The organism is Pseudoxanthomonas sp. JBR18 (genome assembly GCF_028198165.1).
Classification (GTDB): domain Bacteria; phylum Pseudomonadota; class Gammaproteobacteria; order Xanthomonadales; family Xanthomonadaceae; genus Pseudoxanthomonas_A.
Genome location: NZ_CP116339.1, coordinates 1,990,815 through 2,006,407, shown reverse-complemented (window position 1 = coordinate 2,006,407; position 15,593 = coordinate 1,990,815). Strand labels below are relative to the sequence as shown.

Below are 15,593 nucleotides of genomic sequence, written 5' to 3'. Positions count from 1 at the left end.
GCCTGGCTGCGACTGACACCCAGGCGCGCGGCCTTGACCGCTGCGCAGGCGGCCCACCGCACCGCACGGCAATCCGCCGCAGGCGACATGACGGCTCACTGCCAAGCACGCTTGGTTGCAACCGCAACGACGGCGCAGTTGCGTGCGCCTGGCCTGTAGCATGACGGCCCTATGAGCAAGCCCCTCAAACCCGCCGACTACCTCAAGAAGATCCTCACCGCGCGCGTCTACGACGTGGCGGTCGAATCGTCCCTCGAGCCCGCCCGCACCCTCAGCCAGCGCCTGCACAACAAGGTCTTGCTCAAGCGCGAGGACCAGCAGGCGGTCTTCAGCTTCAAGCTGCGCGGTGCGTACAACAAGATGGCGCACCTGACCCCCGAGCAGCTCAAGCGCGGGGTGATCTGTGCGTCGGCCGGCAACCACGCCCAGGGCGTGGCGCTGGGCGCGCACCGGCTGGGCACGCGCGCGGTGATCGTGATGCCGGTGACCACCCCGCAACTCAAGATCGATGCGGTCAAGGCGCTGGGAGGCGAGGTGCTGCTACGCGGGGAGAGCTATTCGGATGCCTACGAGCATGCGGTGACGCTGGAGCGCAAGCAGGGCCTGACCTTCGTGCACCCGTTCGACGACCCGGACGTGATCGCAGGCCAGGGCACCATCGCCATGGAGATCCTGCGCCAGCACCAGGGGCCGCTGGATGCGGTGTTCGTGGCGATCGGCGGCGGCGGGCTGATCTCCGGGGTGGCCAACTACATCAAGGCCGTGCGCCCGGAGATCAAGGTGATCGGCGTCCAGATGGCCGATTCCGATGCGATGGCCCGCTCGGTGGCTGCGCGCAAGCGCGTGGCACTGGATGACGTGGGCCTGTTCGCCGACGGCACCGCGGTGAAGCTGGTGGGCGAGGAAACCTTCCGCATCGCCAAGCACCTGGTGGATGACTTCATCATCGTCGACACCGACGCGGTGTGCGCGGCGATCAAGGATGTCTTCGTCGATACGCGCAGCATCGTCGAGCCCTCCGGGGCGATGGCGGTGGCGGCGATCAAGCAGTACGTGGCCACGCACAAGGTCAAGGGCGCGACGTTCGCAGCCATCCTGTGCGGGGCCAACATGAACTTCGACCGGCTGCGCTTCGTGGCCGAACGTGCCGAAGTCGGCGAGGAGCGTGAGGCGCTGTTTGCGGTGACCATCCCCGAGGAGCGTGGTTCGTTCCGCCGCTTCTGCGAACTGGTCGATCACCTGCCCGGCGGCCCGCGCAATGTCACCGAGTTCAACTACCGCATCAGCGATGCGGCCCAGGCGCACGTGTTCGTCGGGCTAACCACGCACGGCAAGGGTGAATCGGAGAAGATCGCCGCCAGCTTCATCCGCCACGGCTTTGCCACGCTGGACCTGACCCATGACGAGTTGGCCAAGGAGCACGTGCGGCATATGGTCGGCGGGCACTCGGCCCTGGCCCAGGACGAACGCCTGCTGCGCTTCGTCTTTCCCGAACGCCCGGGCGCGCTGCTGAAGTTCCTCAACCTGCTCAAACCAACCTGGAACATCAGCCTGTTTCACTACCGCAACCAGGGCGCGGACTACGGACGCACCCTGATCGGCCTGCAGGTCCCGGCGAAGGACGATGCCGCGTTCCAGCGCTTCCTCGATGCGCTGGGCTATCCGTACGTGGAAGAGACCAATAACCCGGTCTACCAGCTGTTCCTGCGCAACTGAAGCCACTCACTCCGTGAAGCGCGGCCCGCGCCGTAGCCGGATCGGGCCCACGGCGCTATGGATGTCCACGGGGCGGCCGCGCTGGCAGGCCTGGAGGCGGCCGTCGGCAATCATGAGCGCGGCTACCTCGCGGACCTGCGGCATGAGGGCGCGCCATCCATCTTCATCGTCATTAAGCGCACGCGCCACTTCGGACGGGCACAACGAGGCGTTCGGATCGCGCTGAGCCAGTAACCTCAGGAGCGTGTCGCCGATGGCCTGGGAAGGAACCGCCATCCCTCAGGCGGGTTGCAGCAACCGCAGGCCGAACCAGTCTTGCGCGTCGTTCCAGCCATGGGTGACCTTCAGCCCGGCCTTGGCTGCCAGCGCGGCGAAGCTGGCATCGGTGTACTTGTGGCTGTATTCGACCTGCATCGGCTCTCCTTCGGCAAAGTCGAATGGCTGGCCGGCCACGTGCACGGTCTGCTGGCGCTGGCTGACCAGGAAGGTTTCGATGCGCAGGCGCTCGCGCACATACACGGCCCGATGCCTGAAAGCGTCCAGGTCGAAGTCGCTGCCGATCTCCCGGTTCAGCCGCGCCAGCAGGTTGAGGGTGAACGCTGCGGTCACGCCGGCGGCATCGTTATAGGCGGCCTCGATCAACGCCGGATCCTTGTCCAGGTCGATGCCGACCAACGCGCAGCCGCCGACCCCCATCGTCTGGCGCATGCCCCGCAGCAGCGCCAGCGCGCCGGCGTCGGTGAAATTGCCCAAGGTCGAGCCGGGGAAGAACATCACCGTGCGTTGCGCCGGGCGCGTGCTTTCGGGCAGGGATAGCGGTTGGGTGAAGTCGGCGCAGACCGGTAGCATTTCCAGGTCAGGGAACTGCTGGGACAAGCGCGCGGTGGCTTCCAGCACCGCCGTGCGCGAGATCTCCACCGGGGTATAGGCCACCGGAGCGCGCAGGCAATCGAGCAGCAACTCGGTCTTGCGACCGCTGCCGCTGCCGTATTCAACCACGTGCGCGCCCGGTCCGATGGCCTGGGCGATGGACGGCAACCGCGCTTCCAGCAGCGCCAGCTCGGTGCGGGTGAGGTAGTACTCGGGCTCGCGGGTGATCGCCTCGAACAGCCGCGAGCCCTCGGCGTCGTAGAAATACTTGGACGGCAGGGTCTTGGGCGTCTGTGACAGTCCGGCCAACGCATCGGCGGTGATGTCGTCGGGCTGGGGACGCAGGTCGGTCAGCGCATCACGGGCGCGCATCAGGGCACAGGCAGCGGCATTCACGTCAGGTCACGTCCTTGGCAAGGCGCATCCCGGCAAACTGCCAGCGCGCGTCGGAGGGAAAGAAGTTGCGGTACGTCGGGCGAATGTGGGTACGGGAGGTGGCGCAACTTCCGCCCCGCAGCACCCATTGCGCATTCATGAACTTGCCGTTGTATTCGCCCAGCGTACCGGGCCACGGCACGAAGCCGGGATACGGGAGATAGGCGCTACCGGTCCATTCCCAGACATCGCCGAACAGCTGCGACATCCCGGCGTCGGCCGCCGCCTGCGAGCGCGGATGCAGCAGGCCGTTCTCGACGAAGTTTCCGGAAGCTGCCACGCCGCTGGCCGCCAGTTCCCACTCGGCCTCGGTCGGCAAGCGCGCGCCGGCCCAGCGCGCGAACGCATCGGCCTCAAACAAACTCAGCCCGCTGACCGGCGCATCGGGGTCGCGCTCGCGCCAGCCGCCCAGGGTGAATTCGCACGCGCCATCCTCATGCCAGTAAAGCGGCCGCTGCCAGCCGCGCGCGCGCACCGTGGCCCAGCCATCGCTGAGCCAGTGCGCGGGCTCGCGGTAGCCGCCTGCGTCGATGAAGGCGGCGAACTCGGCATTGCTCACCGGGCGATTGGCCAGCGCATGAGCGGCCACCAAGGTGCGGTGGCGCGGGGATTCATTGTCGTAAGCAAACGCATCGGCCGCCGGCCACGCCGCAGCACCGATTTCGACGATCTGCTCGTCCCGTGCGCACCAGCGCAGGGGCGCGCGCCCTGCGCGCTCGACGGGCAGGTCCTCGCGGTAGGCCGGCTGCAGCGGATTGCTCCACAGCGCATGGCGGATGTCGGTGAGCAGCAGTTCCTGGTGCTGCTGCTCGTGCTGGATGCCCAGCTGCACGATATCCAGCGCCTCCTCGTCCAGGGCGCGCTGGCGCAGGCGCTCAGCCATTGTCGCTTCGACCGCCTTGCGGTAGTCCCACACCTGGGCCAGCGATGGTCGCGAGAGCATGCCGCGCCGCGCCCGCGCGTGCATCGGGCCGGCGCTGTTGTAGTAACTGTTGAACAGGTAGTCCCAGGCCGGGTCGAAGGCCTGGTACCGCGGATCGCGCGCCAGCACGAAGCGCTCGAAGAACCAGGTCGTGTGCGCCAGGTGCCACTTGGCCGGACTGGCGTCGTCCATGCTCTGCACCATGGCGTCCTCGGCGCCGAGCGGCGCAGCCAGCGTGCGCGTCAGCGCACGCATGTCGAGGAATTGCGGCAACAGCAGGGCCGAACGCGCGTCGCGTTGCGGGGAAGCGTCCACGGGGGCGATGGCATGCATGGCGATATGCTAGGCGGAGGCGGTGAACGCCTCGTTACGTCACCGTTTTCACGCCTCGCTAAGCTGCATCGATGCCCGACCCATTTCCATCGCCGCCGCCGTTGCAGTGGGCGCAGCGCAGCGCCGCCTTCGCCCTCCCGCCCGGCGTCATATACCTGGACGGTGCAGCAAAAAGCCCGCGCCTGCGACACACCTTGGATGCCGCGCACACCTTGCTGGAGGCCGAGGTCAATCCGCGATGGCTGCCTTATGCGTCCTTCCTGCGCCATCTCGAGGCCACCCGCGCGCTGGCCGCCGACCTGCTGTTCGAAGCCGATGTCGACGGGCTGGCCCTGGTGCCCTCGGCGGCCCATGGCGTGGCCACCGCCGCGCGCAACCTGCCGCTGCAACGTGGCGAGCGCGTGCTGGTCCTGGACGGTCAATTCCCCTCCAACCTGCTCGCCTGGCAGCAGCGATGCAGCGAGGTCGGCGCACAACTCGCGGTCGTAAAGCCACACGAAGGCGAGTCGATCACCGTCGCGGTGCTGCGGACGCTGGCCGACACGCCACGCGTGGCCATCGCCGCGCTGCCGCATTGCCACTGGCACGATGGGCAGCTGCTCGATCTGGATGCCATCGCCGTCGCCGTCCAGGACCGCCGTGCGGCGCTGGTGCTGGACCTCAGCCAGAGTCTGGGCGTGCTGCCCGTGCAGCTGACCCGGTGGCGGCCGGATTTCATCGTCTCGGTCGGCTACAAGTGGCTGCTAGGGACCAGCGGCCTGGCGTGGCTTTGGGCGTCGCCACGCTGGCGGTGTGAAGGCGTGCCGCTGGAACAGCACTGGGGCGCGCGGGATCCGGGTCCGGACTGGGTCTATCCGATGGAAGCCGCGCCGCCTTATCTGCCCGGCGCACGTCGCTTCGACGCGGGCGGTGTGGCCGATCCACTGCGCTTGGCGATGACCTGCGGCGGACTGGCGCAGCTTGGGGCCTGGGGATTGGCGCGCGTCGCCGCCGCATTGGGTGAGGTGACCGCCGCGCTGGATGCGGCACTCGAGGCACGGGGCCTGTCTGCGTGGAAGACGGAGGGGCATGCGCCGCATCTCACCGGATTACGGGTGCCGGCGGATCGGTTGGATGCGGTCGCTGCGGCGTTTGCGGAGCGCGGGATCATGTGTTCGCGCAAGCCGGCGTGTTTGCGCGTGGCGCCGTGCTTGGCGGTGGAGGCGGGGCAAATGGAAGAGGTGGTTGAGGTCGCGGTCAACGCCCGCTTCTAAGCGCATCACGCTCGCTGTTCCTGTCCCTGTTCCTGGCGCTGTTGCTGTTGCTGTTGCTGTTGCTGTTGCTGTTGCTGTTGCTGTTGCCATTGCGGTTGCTGGTGCTGGTGCTGGTGCTGGTGCTGCTGCTGGTGCTTCACCTGACCGAGCCGTAAAGCGCGCCGAGCACCGCAGCGAAGCAGGGCCGAAGAGGCGCCCTGTCTGAGCGCAGCGAGTTTGGGCGCCGTGCCCTGCTTTGCGAGGAGCGCAGGGAACCGATGCGTAGCATCGGCGCGTGTCCGGCGAGAAGCGGTTTTGCTTCCTTTTGCCGCGACAAAAGGAAGTCGCGCCCGAAGGGCGTGAAAGCTCTTGATCCTGCCCGCAGCTTCAGGCTCGCGTAACCGGAGCATGTCGTTCGACATCCTGATTGAGATGGAAGGCATCGCGCCGATGGCGCGACAAGTGCAAGGCTTTCGCGCTTGCAGCGCGAGTGACTTTTGTCGCGGCAAAAGTCACCAAAACCGCTACTCGCCGGACACTCGCCGCCGCTGCGCGGCGGTCCCCTGCGCTTCTCGGAACACGCGGCACATCGCCCAAACTCGCTACGCTCAAACAGGGCGACTCTCCGGCCGCGCGTTCCTGCGATGCTCGGCTCGCTTTACGGCTCAGACAGTGGAAGCGAGCGGCAAACGCAACAGCCGGAACAACTGCAAACAGCAACGGCAACAGCAACGCAAAAGAGCTAAGCCCGTGCGGCGAGCCGCAGGCCCCGCGGCGTCATCATCCGCTCGAACACCTCGAATCCCCCCTGCACCACCAACGCCAGCACCGCCGCCGGCACCGCGCCCTCCAGGATCATCCCAAGGTTGTCCAGGCGGATCCCGGTCAGGATCGGTTGCCCGTAACCGCCGGCGCCAATCAATGCGCCAAGGGTGGCGGTGCCGACGTTGATCACCGCGGCGGTCTTTACCCCGGCCAGGAGGGTGCGCAGGGCCAGCGGCAGTTCGACCCGCCACAGGCGCGTGCGCGGCGGCAGGCCCAGGGCCGCGGCGGTCTCGCGCAGGTCGCGCGGGATGCCGGTCAGGCCGGCATGGGTGTTGCGCACGATCGGCAGCAGCGAATACAGGAACAGCGCGGCGATCGCAGGCCTGGCGCCGATGCCGAACAGCGGAATCATGAAGACGAACACCGCCAGCGAGGGCAAGGTCTGCAGGACGCCGGTCAGCGACAGCACGATCTGGCCCAGGCGTGGGCGACGCGCGGCAAAGACCCCCAGCGGCAGGGCCACCAGCAGAGCACACCCCAGCGAGATGCCGACCAGGGCCAGATGCTCGCCGGTACGCCGGAGGATGCGCGCTGCCCGGCCGCTGCCCTGGGGCGCGTCGACACCGACGAACTGCGCAGCCACCTGCGCCTCGCCATGGTGCTCCAGCTTCACCTGCGCGTTGAGGTGGCGCATGGTGTCCGCGTCGATGCGGCCCTGCAGTTTCTTCAGCACCTGCAGGAACTCCGGCGCGCGCTGGGCCAGGTCCAGCCGATAGAGGAACACGGCCTGGTAGTCGGGGAAGAAGTGCCGATCGTCGTCGAGTACCACCAGGTGGTAATACGGAATCTCCGCATCGGTGCTGTACAGGTCGGTCACATCGATCGCCCCGCTCTGCAGGGCCCGATAGGCCAGATCGTGGTCCAGCCCGTTGGCCTGCTGCGGCAGGCCATAGGCCTTGCGCACGCCCGGCCAGCCGTCCGCGCGCTGCAGGAACTCATTGCTCAGCCCCAACTTGAGGGATGGGTGCGCGGTCAGGTCGCTCAGGGTGCGGATGCCCAGCGCCTGTGCGCGCGTCTGGCGCATGCCGAAGGCGTAGGTGTTCTGGAAGCCCAGTGAGCGGGTGATGCCCAGTCCGCGCCGGGCCAGCGCCGCGGCGACCTGCGCATCGCTGGCGTCGGGCTGCTGCAGCAGTTCCTGCTTGAGCGTGCCGGTGTATTCGGCATAGGCGTCGATGTCGCCTTCCTCCAACGCGCGCCACAGGATCCGCGTGCCGCCCAGCTGGCGCTTGTGGGTGACCTCCACGCCGGCCTTGCGCCCCTGGGCCACGGCGATCTCGCCCAGGATCACCGCCTCGGTAAAGTTCTTCGAGCCCACGGTCGCCTGCTCGGCCGCATGCGCCGGTCCGACCAGGGCCGTCAGCAAGAACAACCAGCCCCAGAGCACACGCCTCATGCTGCGTCTTCCAGGGTGCGCTGGGCGGTCATGAAGGCAGTGACGAATTCGTCCACAGGCGTATCCACCAAGTCGCGCGCCGTGCCCTGCTGGAGCACGCGCCCATCGCGCATCAACACCAGCGTGTCGGCCAGGTAAGCGGCTTCGGCCACGTCATGGGTGACCAGCACGACGGTCTTGCCCAGTTGTGCGAACAGCGTGCGCATCTGGGTCTGCAGCTCGTGGCGCACGATGGGGTCCAGCGCCCCGAGCGGCTCGTCCAGCAGCAGGACCGGCGGGTCCAGCATCAGCGCGCGCACCAGGCCGACACGCTGGCGCTGCCCCCCGGACAGTTCGGCCGGGAACCGCGCCAGCAAGTCGGGTGGCAACTGGCACAGCGCGGCCAGCTCCTCCAGCCGCTGCGCGATGCGGGACTTCGACCAGCCCAGCGTGCGCGCCAGCAGTGCGGCGTTGTCGCGCACGCTCAGGTGCGGGAAGAGCCCGCCCTCCTGGATGACATAGCCAATGCGCCGGCGCTGTGCCAGCAAGGTGTCGCGCCGCAGCGGCTGGTCATCGAAGCGCACCTCGCCCGCGTCCGGCCACTCCAGCCCGATCAGCATGCGCAGCACGCTGGACTTGCCGGCGCCACTGGGACCAATCAGCGCGGTGGTGCGGCCTTGGTCGATCTCGAGATCGACGGCGTCCAGCGCCACGGCGCTGCCGTAGCGGCGCGTGACGCGCTGCAGGGAAAAGATCGACATGGGCATGATGCTGGCACACCACGCGGCCGTGCGCTGCGAAGGGCGACGATCAATCCGTAGCGGGGACGCCGGTGCCACCCCTGGACGGCGTGTGCAGCCAGCGCTGCTTGAGCCAGCGCTCGGCCGGTTCGGTCCATGCGCGCGCGAACGTCCACGCCAGCAGCCAGCACAATGGCAGCAGGGCCAGATACCACCACGCACCCAGGCGCACGTCGCTGCCGAGCGCCCGATACAGCCCCACCAGCGCGAACACCACGAACATGTGCGTCAGGTACAGCTCGTAACTGAGCCGGCCCCAGGCACGCAAGCCGGCCAGCGCGCGCAGCGGAGCGTGCCCTGGCATGGCATGCAGGCCGAGCACCAGGGCGCCGGCGCCGCCGACCAGGACCAGCATGTTGGCGTTGCCGACCGCGCGCCATAGCTCGCCACCGCACAACAGCACGGCCATCAGGGCGACGCTTCCCAGCACGCGCAACCAGCGCGCGGTCGACGCGGGGAGCTGCCAGCGCGTCGCCGCCAGTGCGGCGAGCACGCCCACGGCGATGGCGGAGAATCCTGGCAGATACGCCTTCTCCTGCCAGATCTCGTTACCGTCCAGCGCGGCGCGGGTGAATGGTAGCGACAGCACCAGCAACAGCAGCGCCGGCACCAGCAACGCTTGGCGGCGCAGCCCCAGGCAGACCAGGGGAAAGCCGAGGTAAAAGGCCTCCTCGATGGACAGCGACCACAGCACGTCCCAGCCGCCGGGCAACCAGCCGGTGCGGCCTTCGTACCAGTTCAGCTGCAGGGTCAGCGCCGACCACAGCGCACCGCCCAGGGATTGGCCAGGCTTGTCGATCACATAGTTCGGGACCTTCAGCACGTGCATCAACGACAGCACCGCCAGCAACAGCAGCAGCGCCGGGCCGATGCGCGCGAGGCGACGTGCATAGAACGCGCGCAACTCGATCCGCGCCAGCGACGGCCAGCGCTGCTGCGCATGCACGGTGATCAGGAAGCCGGAGATCACGAAGAACACGAACACCGCCTCGTAACCGTTGTAGCTGAGCGCGCGCAGCACGCGCTGCGGCAACACGTCGGACAGCGCGGTCTGACGCAGCGGGATGCGCAACGCCAGGTGGTGCAACACCACCAGCAGGATCGACACTCCACGCAGGGCGTCGATCCCCGGGTTGCGTCGCGCCGTGGGCGTCACGGGGTGGCGGACGAACCGGGCGCGTCGGCCTGCAGCGCCTGCAGGATCTTCTGCCCAGCGCGGCCATCGACCGGCTGCAGGCCACGCTGGCGCTGCTCATCGGCGATCGCCTGGCGGGTCAGCGTGCCGATCATGCCGTCGGCCTCGCCGATGGCGTGTCCACGCGCCAGCAGCAGGGTCTGCAGTTGCCGGCGCTGGGCGCGATCCAGGGGCGGATCGTCGGTAGGCCAGCGCGCGACCAGCGGCCCACCGCCGCGCAAGCGGTCGGAGAGCAACGCGATGGCCAGCGCATAGCTCTCGGCCGCGTTGTAGCTGTAGATCGCATCGAAGTTGGCGAACACGAGGAACGCGGGCCCGGCGGTACCGGCAGGCAGCAATACTGCCGCGCGCGTGTCGCTGGGCGCGATCGGCGCGCCATCGACGCGGGTGATGCCGTCGGCGATCCATGCGCGCAGCGGGCGCCGTGCCTTGCGGCCGGCACGATCGGCGTCGAAGCCGGCCGGCAGCTTCACTTCGTAACCCCAGGGCTGGCCGCTCTGCCAGCCCGCCCGCTTGAGATAGTTCGCCGTGGAGGCCAGGGCATCGGGCACGCTGTGCACCAGGTCGCGGCGCCCGTCGCCATCGCCATCCATGGCGATGCGCTGGTAGGTACTGGGCATGAACTGGGTCTGCCCGAATGCGCCGGCCCACGAGCCGGTCAGGCCATCGGTATCCAGGTCGCCTGCCTGCAGCAGCTGCAGCGTGGCCAGCAATTCACCGCGGAAGAAATCCTGGCGGCGCCCGAAGCACGACAGAGTGGACAGCGAGACCAACAGCGGGCGCTTGCCCTGTACCCGGCCATAGTCGCTTTCCACCCCCCACACCGCCGCCACCGTGGCGGCATCCACGCCGCTGCGCGCGGCGACCTGGGCGAAGGTCTCGGCGTGCTCGGCCAGCATGGCCTTGCCGTCGGCGATGCGCTGATCATCGACCAGTGGCGCCAGGTAGTCCCAGATCGGGGTGGAGAATTCGGGCTGCGTATCCAGTAGCGGCAGCACGCTCATGTCCGGCGCGATGCCGGTCATGAAGCGATCGAACGACGTGGGTTGAACCCCGGTGGCGCCATCGCGCACGCGCGCCATGCAACTGGCGTACGCCGCCCGCTCGGCCGCGCTGGGCGCGCCGACCTCCACCGCCTGCTGCTGCGCCTGCGCCCCCCACGCGATCACTCCCGCCAACACGCCCACTACACCGCGATACATGCGCCCACTCCCTCGTCTTCGCTGCCAGCGTCCGATTGTAAGCAGGCATAAGATCCGCAGGCCAAAAGCGCCTTGGTTTTGGCCTTGGCTTTGCCCTTAATCCTCCGTGAGGCGCGGCGTCGCGCTGAGGAAAAGACCCGAGGGGCGCCACACAGGGATGTGGGGCGTTTTTTGCCTACCTTTCTTGCACGAGCAAGAAAGTATGTCGGGCCGCGACGCGGCACGAAAGCCTTTGCTTCAAGAACTAAAACCTAATCGCGCCGCCACACCAGCAGTCGATTATTCGCCGGCATCGCATGATCATGCTCCAGTCGCAGCCCGATCCCGTGCGCCAACGCGTCCACGGCTTCGACATCACGGATGCCACTCACCGGATCGCGTGCTTTCAGCCATTGATCGAACTGTGCATTGCTGTCGCTGGTGTAAGTCCCGCCATCGTTGAACGGTCCGTACACCGCCAAGGTCCCATCAGCGGCCAGCACCGCGTCGAGTCCTGCAAAGAACGCCTGCACCTGCGGCCAGCCCATGATGTGCAGCGTGTTGGCGCTGAACACCGCATCGAAGCGCGTCGCCGGCCATGGCCCCTGGGCCACGTCCAGCCCCAAGGGAGCCGGCGTATTGGGAAGGTCCGCCTCGTCCAGCCAGGCGCGTAGGCCGGGCAGGTGTTCTGCGCGCTCGCTGGTTTGCCAGCACAACTGCGGCAAGGCGCCGGCAAAATACACGGCGTGCTGGCCGGTGCCACTGCCGATCTCCAGCACGCTGCGCGCCTGCGCGAAAGCCCCGCGCAAGACTTTCAGGATGGGGTCGCGATTGCGTTCGCAGGCCGGGGCGAAGGGCTTGTCGATCACGGGATCATGGCGACCCGGCGGACAGCGCCTGGGCCACTGCGTGGAACACCTGGCCCATTTCCAGCGGCTTGTCCAGGAGGTAGGCATTGACCCCGCCCGGCAGCTCGTCGCGATCAAACGGCTTGGCCGGATCCTGCAGCAGGATCACCGGACCACGGTAACCACGCTGGGCCAGCGCCTTGACCAGGGCAACGGCCGGCAGCAGCACGAAATCGCTGTCGATGACGAACAGGTCGGGCATGCCGTCGACCACCGACGCCCGCAGTGCATAGGCGCCATCGGGCGCATTGCTGGGCGCATAGCCCTGGCTCTCCAGCGCGTTGCACAACAGCGACTGGCGGGTGTTGTCGCCATCGACCAACAGGATGCGTTGGCCCTGCCCTGGCGCAGCCTCGGCCGGCGACGGTGCAGGACTTGCGGCCATCGGCAGGGTGATGGAGAAGGTGGTGCCCTGTCCCAGCGCACTGTCCACCTCGATACGCCCCTGGTACTGCTCGACGATGCGCAGGCAGGACATCAGCCCCAGGCCGGTGCCGTCAGGTTTAGTGGTGAAGAAGGGCGTGAACAGCTGCTTGCGGGTCTTCTCGTCCATGCCGATGCCCTGGTCGCGCACACAGAGGCAGGCCATGCCTTGCGCATCGCTCGAGGACACGCAGGCAGACAGCGTCAGGACGCCCCCTTCGGGCATGGCCTGGATGCCGTTGAGACACAGGTTGATGAGCACCTGTTGCAGTTCGACGTAATTGGCGTCAATCACCATGGCCTGCGCCGGGGGCTGCAGGTCCAGCGTGACCTTGTCCGGCAGACTGCCCTGCAACAGCACCTGCACGGCCTGGAACAGGTCGCTCACCGACACCGGCTCGCGCGCCTTGCGCGCGCCGCGCACGAAGGACAGCATCGATTCGGCCATCTCGTGCCCGCGTCGGCCGGACTCGGCGATCACCTCGCCGAGCTTGCGGATCTTGGGATTGTCGCTGTGGATGGCCAGCAGGTCCGGCACGATCAGCAGCGGCTGCAGGATGTTGCGCAGGTCGTGGCTGAGGCCCGCGGCCAGCATCGCCATCGAATCCAGGCGCTGGGAACGCAGCAGCTCCTTTTCCACCCGCTCGCGCTCACGCTCGCTGCGCGACTCGCGGATGGCGCGCGCGGCCGCTGCGGGCAGCCGTGCGGTCTTGTCCTTGAGGATGTAATCGGACGCCCCGTCGCGCAGGGCCTGGACGGCGGTGTCCTCACCCATCGTGCCGGACACGAAGATGAAAGGAACCGGCGGGTTCTGCGAGCGCACCAGCTTGAGCGCGTCGTAGCCGGAAAACCCCGGCATGCTCAAGTCCGACAGCACCAGGTCCGGATTGAAATCCACCAGCGCCTTGGCCAGTTCCGCCCCGGAATCCACGCGCTCGAACCGCGCCTCCAGCCCGGCATCCAGCAGCTGCATCGAGGTCAGCTCGGCATCTTCCGGCGAATCCTCCACCAGCAGGATGCGGACCGGACCGATGGGATCGGCGCTGTGCGGCATCGGGCTCAATCCAGACCCGGCGCTTCGTTCAAGACGGCCCAGAAGGTCCCCAGGGTCTTGACCGCGGTGAAGAACTGGTCGATGTCCACCGGCTTGACCACATAGGCATTGGCGCCCAGGTCCCAGCTACGCACCAGGTCGCTCTCCTCCCGCGAGGAGGACAGGATGACCACCGGCATGGTCTTGAGTTTGTTGTCGGCGCGGATGCTGCGCAGCACCTCCATGCCATCCATGCGCGGCATCTTGATGTCCAGCAGCAGCACCGCGGGCAGACCCTCGGGACGGTCGGCGTAGGCCCCCCGGCTCAGCAGGTAGTCCATCGCCTCCACCCCGTCTTCCACGTGCACGATGGGATTGGCCAGGTTGGCCTCGCGCAGGGCATCGATGGCCATTTCGGCATCGGCGCTGCTGTCTTCAGCCAGGAGGATGGTGCGGATGGCAGGGATCATGCGTTGAGCTCTGAGGGTGAAGGTGCCGCCGGCAGGCTTGCGGTGTCCTGGCCGGTGGGGATGATGAAATGGAAGGTGGCGCCCTTGTCGGGCTCCGCCTCGGCCCAGACTCGGCCGCCGTGGCGGGCCACCACCCGACGTACGCTGGCCAGCCCGATGCCGGTGCCGGCGTATTCGCTGGATTTGTGCAGGCGCTGGAACACGCCGAACAGCTTGCCGGCATAGGCCATGTCGAAGCCCGCGCCGTGGTCCTTGACCCAGAAGTGATGGTTGCCTTCGCCTTCCAGCGCGTAACCGACCTGGATCTGGGCGACTTCGTGCTTGCCGCTGTACTTGACCGCGTTGCCGAGCAGATTCTGCCAGACCTGGCGCAGCATGTTCTCGTCGCCGACCAGGATCGGCAGGGGCTGGATGTCCCAGTCCACGCGCAACGGCAAGGCGTGCTTGTCGGCGCTGACATTGGCATCGAGCATCGCCCGGGTCTCGGCCACCAGCGACTGCATGTCCACCGCCTGCAGACGCAGCGCGCTGCGACCCAGGCGCGAGTACACCAGCAGGTCGTCGATCAGTGAGGACATGCGCCGGGCCGAATCGCCGATCACCTGCAGGTAATGGCGGCTGCGCTCGTCTGCCGATTCTCCCAGATGGCGTTGCAGCTTGTCGGAGAAGCCTGACACGTGGCGCAGCGGCGCGCGCAGGTCATGGGAGACCGAATAGCTGAAGGCCTCCAGCTCGCGATTGACGTCCGACACCTGCTCGATCTTGCCTTCCAGCTGTCGATTGAGGTCGATGATGCGCTGCTGGCTGACCTTCTGGGTAGTGACGTCGCTGACCGTCATCAGCACCGCCTCGTCCTCCAGGTCGGGCAGCACCATGCGCCGGGCGTTGAGCAGCAGGATGCGCGCCACGCCGCCCGCGGTCTCCTGCTGGACCTCGTAGTCCCACAGTTCGCGCCCGCGGGCCAGCACATCGATCAGGCGCTGGCGCACGACCTCGTCTTCCCACGCCTCGCTGACCTCGACGAGCCGCGGATGGTGGTTCAGATCGCCCTCCACTTCATAGAGTTCGGCGAAGGCGGCGTTATGCATCAAGACCCGCAGCTCGCCGTCCAGCAGCACGATCGGCTCGCGCACGGTCTGCAGCACCGCCGAGGCGCGTGCGTCGGCGCGTGAACTGGCCTGCTCGGCGCTCAACCGCTGTCCGATCTGGCGTCCAAGCAGCATGGTGATCACCGCCAGCAGCAGCAGCTGGACCGCCAATCCGCCCCAGCCGACCCAGTTACCCAGCCGCCGCGAGCGCTCGGCCTGGGCGATACGCCCCTGCGCCAGCCCCTGTTCGGATTGATAGATGTCCATCATGAGCGGGCGGACGGGATAGTCGTTGGCAAGCGCCTGCACGACCTCCGCGCGACGCTCGGGCGGAGCGTCGAGCAACTCGTTGGCCAGCATGGCGCGCCGTTGCAGCACCTCTTTGAGCTGGCCAAGACGGACCTGCTGGGGTGCGTTGTCACGGGTCAACTGGGTGATCTGATCGAGCTGGCGCTGGATTTCGTTGGGGCCGTCCTGCACGCGCTCACGCAACCGTGGCAGCGTGGCGCCCAGATTGACCAACAGCGCGGACTGCTCGATCTCGCGGATCTCCACATTCAGCCTGGAAATGTCTGCCTGGACCTCGCGGGTATGCGTGACCAGGTCGACCGCGTCCAGCGTGTCGTCCTGCAGCTGCTGGCGCAGCAAGGTCGGTGCCACCACGATCAGCAGCACGATCAGCACGAGTAACGGCAGGCGCCAGCTCACCCACTGTTCTCTGGAAGTTTGCGACAGCATCAGGCTCCCAGGCGGCAGGGCGCGGCGTCAGCCCGCCGCGCGCGTAGCGGGC

At 67.7% G+C, this 15,593-nt stretch carries 12 protein-coding genes and 1 pseudogene; 2 read left to right on the top strand and 11 right to left on the bottom strand.

All coding sequences use genetic code 11. The features are described 5' to 3' along the window. Positions 1–171: 171 nt before the first annotated feature. Positions 172–1,716, top strand: coding sequence for a threonine ammonia-lyase, biosynthetic (gene ilvA / locus PJ250_RS09050; protein ID WP_271648249.1), 1,545 nt, complete (start codon positions 172–174; stop codon positions 1,714–1,716). A 6-nt stretch (positions 1,717–1,722) separates the two neighbouring features. Here ilvA and PJ250_RS09045 read toward each other — a convergent pair whose 3' ends face one another. From PJ250_RS09045 to egtB, 3 genes are read right to left on the bottom strand one after another with little or no spacing between them, the layout of a single operon-like run. Next, positions 1,723–1,992: a DUF3253 domain-containing protein gene (locus tag PJ250_RS09045; protein ID WP_271648248.1), complete on the bottom strand. Its 270-nt coding sequence runs from the start codon at positions 1,990–1,992 to the stop codon at positions 1,723–1,725. A gap of 3 nt (positions 1,993–1,995) precedes the next feature. Continuing rightward, positions 1,996–2,982, bottom strand: coding sequence for an L-histidine N(alpha)-methyltransferase (gene egtD, locus PJ250_RS09040; RefSeq protein WP_271648247.1), 987 nt, complete (start codon positions 2,980–2,982; stop codon positions 1,996–1,998). A 1-nt stretch (position 2,983) separates the two neighbouring features. Further along, positions 2,984–4,282 (bottom strand): ergothioneine biosynthesis protein EgtB, encoded by a 1,299-nt coding sequence (gene egtB, locus PJ250_RS09035; RefSeq protein ID WP_271648578.1) that lies wholly within the window; start codon positions 4,280–4,282, stop codon positions 2,984–2,986. Positions 4,283–4,347: 65 nt separating this feature from the next. Here egtB and PJ250_RS09030 point away from each other — a divergent pair, with 65 nt between their 5' ends. Beyond that, positions 4,348–5,529, top strand: coding sequence for an aminotransferase class V-fold PLP-dependent enzyme (locus PJ250_RS09030; protein ID WP_271648246.1), 1,182 nt, complete (start codon positions 4,348–4,350; stop codon positions 5,527–5,529). Positions 5,530–6,250: 721 nt separating this feature from the next. Here the strand turns inward: PJ250_RS09030 and PJ250_RS09025 are convergent. The 8 genes and pseudogenes from PJ250_RS09025 to PJ250_RS08990 all read right to left on the bottom strand — a co-directional run bounded on the left by PJ250_RS09025 (position 6,251) and on the right by PJ250_RS08990 (position 15,541). After that, positions 6,251–7,726 carry an ABC transporter permease/substrate-binding protein gene (locus PJ250_RS09025; protein WP_271648245.1) on the bottom strand — a complete coding sequence of 492 codons (1,476 nt, stop codon included), beginning with the start codon at positions 7,724–7,726 and terminating at the stop codon, positions 6,251–6,253. Then, positions 7,723–8,472 (bottom strand): ATP-binding cassette domain-containing protein, encoded by a 750-nt coding sequence (locus tag PJ250_RS09020; RefSeq protein WP_271648244.1) that lies wholly within the window; start codon positions 8,470–8,472, stop codon positions 7,723–7,725. Before PJ250_RS09020 ends, PJ250_RS09025 begins: the two co-directional genes overlap by 4 nt. Before the next feature lie 43 nt (positions 8,473–8,515). Beyond that, positions 8,516–9,661, bottom strand: a complete 1,146-nt coding sequence (locus PJ250_RS09015; protein WP_271648243.1) for an acyltransferase family protein — start codon at positions 9,659–9,661, stop codon at positions 8,516–8,518. Positions 9,662–9,687: 26 nt separating this feature from the next. Beyond that, positions 9,688–10,782 (bottom strand): annotated as a pseudogene (locus tag PJ250_RS09010) (lytic murein transglycosylase); the annotation flags it as partial. Positions 10,783–11,153: 371 nt separating this feature from the next. Continuing rightward, positions 11,154–11,750 carry a DUF938 domain-containing protein gene (locus PJ250_RS09005; RefSeq protein WP_271648242.1) on the bottom strand — a complete coding sequence of 199 codons (597 nt, stop codon included), beginning with the start codon at positions 11,748–11,750 and terminating at the stop codon, positions 11,154–11,156. 4 nt (positions 11,751–11,754) lie between these two features. Continuing rightward, positions 11,755–13,266, bottom strand: coding sequence for a response regulator (locus PJ250_RS09000; RefSeq protein WP_271648241.1), 1,512 nt, complete (start codon positions 13,264–13,266; stop codon positions 11,755–11,757). Between the two features lie 5 nt (positions 13,267–13,271). Further along, positions 13,272–13,712, bottom strand: coding sequence for a response regulator (locus tag PJ250_RS08995; protein ID WP_271648577.1), 441 nt, complete (start codon positions 13,710–13,712; stop codon positions 13,272–13,274). Further along, complete coding sequence (locus PJ250_RS08990; protein WP_271648240.1) at positions 13,712–15,541, bottom strand: CHASE3 domain-containing sensor histidine kinase; 1,830 nt, start codon at positions 15,539–15,541, stop codon at positions 13,712–13,714. The genes PJ250_RS08995 and PJ250_RS08990 overlap by 1 nt, the downstream gene beginning before the upstream one ends. Positions 15,542–15,593: the final 52 nt, after the last annotated feature.

Bases quoted from the DNA above. Each gene is read 5' to 3' on its own strand.
- PJ250_RS09030 (WP_271648246.1), top strand. From the start codon at position 4,348: ATGCCCGACCCATTTCCATCGCCGCCGCCGTTGCAGTGGGCGCAGCGC.
- PJ250_RS09000 (WP_271648241.1), bottom strand. From the start codon at position 13,266: ATGCCGCACAGCGCCGATCCCATCGGTCCGGTCCGCATCCTGCTGGTG.
- PJ250_RS08990 (WP_271648240.1), bottom strand. From the start codon at position 15,541: ATGCTGTCGCAAACTTCCAGAGAACAGTGGGTGAGCTGGCGCCTGCCG.
- PJ250_RS09045 (WP_271648248.1), bottom strand. From the start codon at position 1,992: ATGGCGGTTCCTTCCCAGGCCATCGGCGACACGCTCCTGAGGTTACTG.
- PJ250_RS09025 (WP_271648245.1), bottom strand. From the start codon at position 7,726: ATGAGGCGTGTGCTCTGGGGCTGGTTGTTCTTGCTGACGGCCCTGGTC.
- ilvA (WP_271648249.1), top strand. From the start codon at position 172: ATGAGCAAGCCCCTCAAACCCGCCGACTACCTCAAGAAGATCCTCACC.
- PJ250_RS09020 (WP_271648244.1), bottom strand. From the start codon at position 8,472: ATGCCCATGTCGATCTTTTCCCTGCAGCGCGTCACGCGCCGCTACGGC.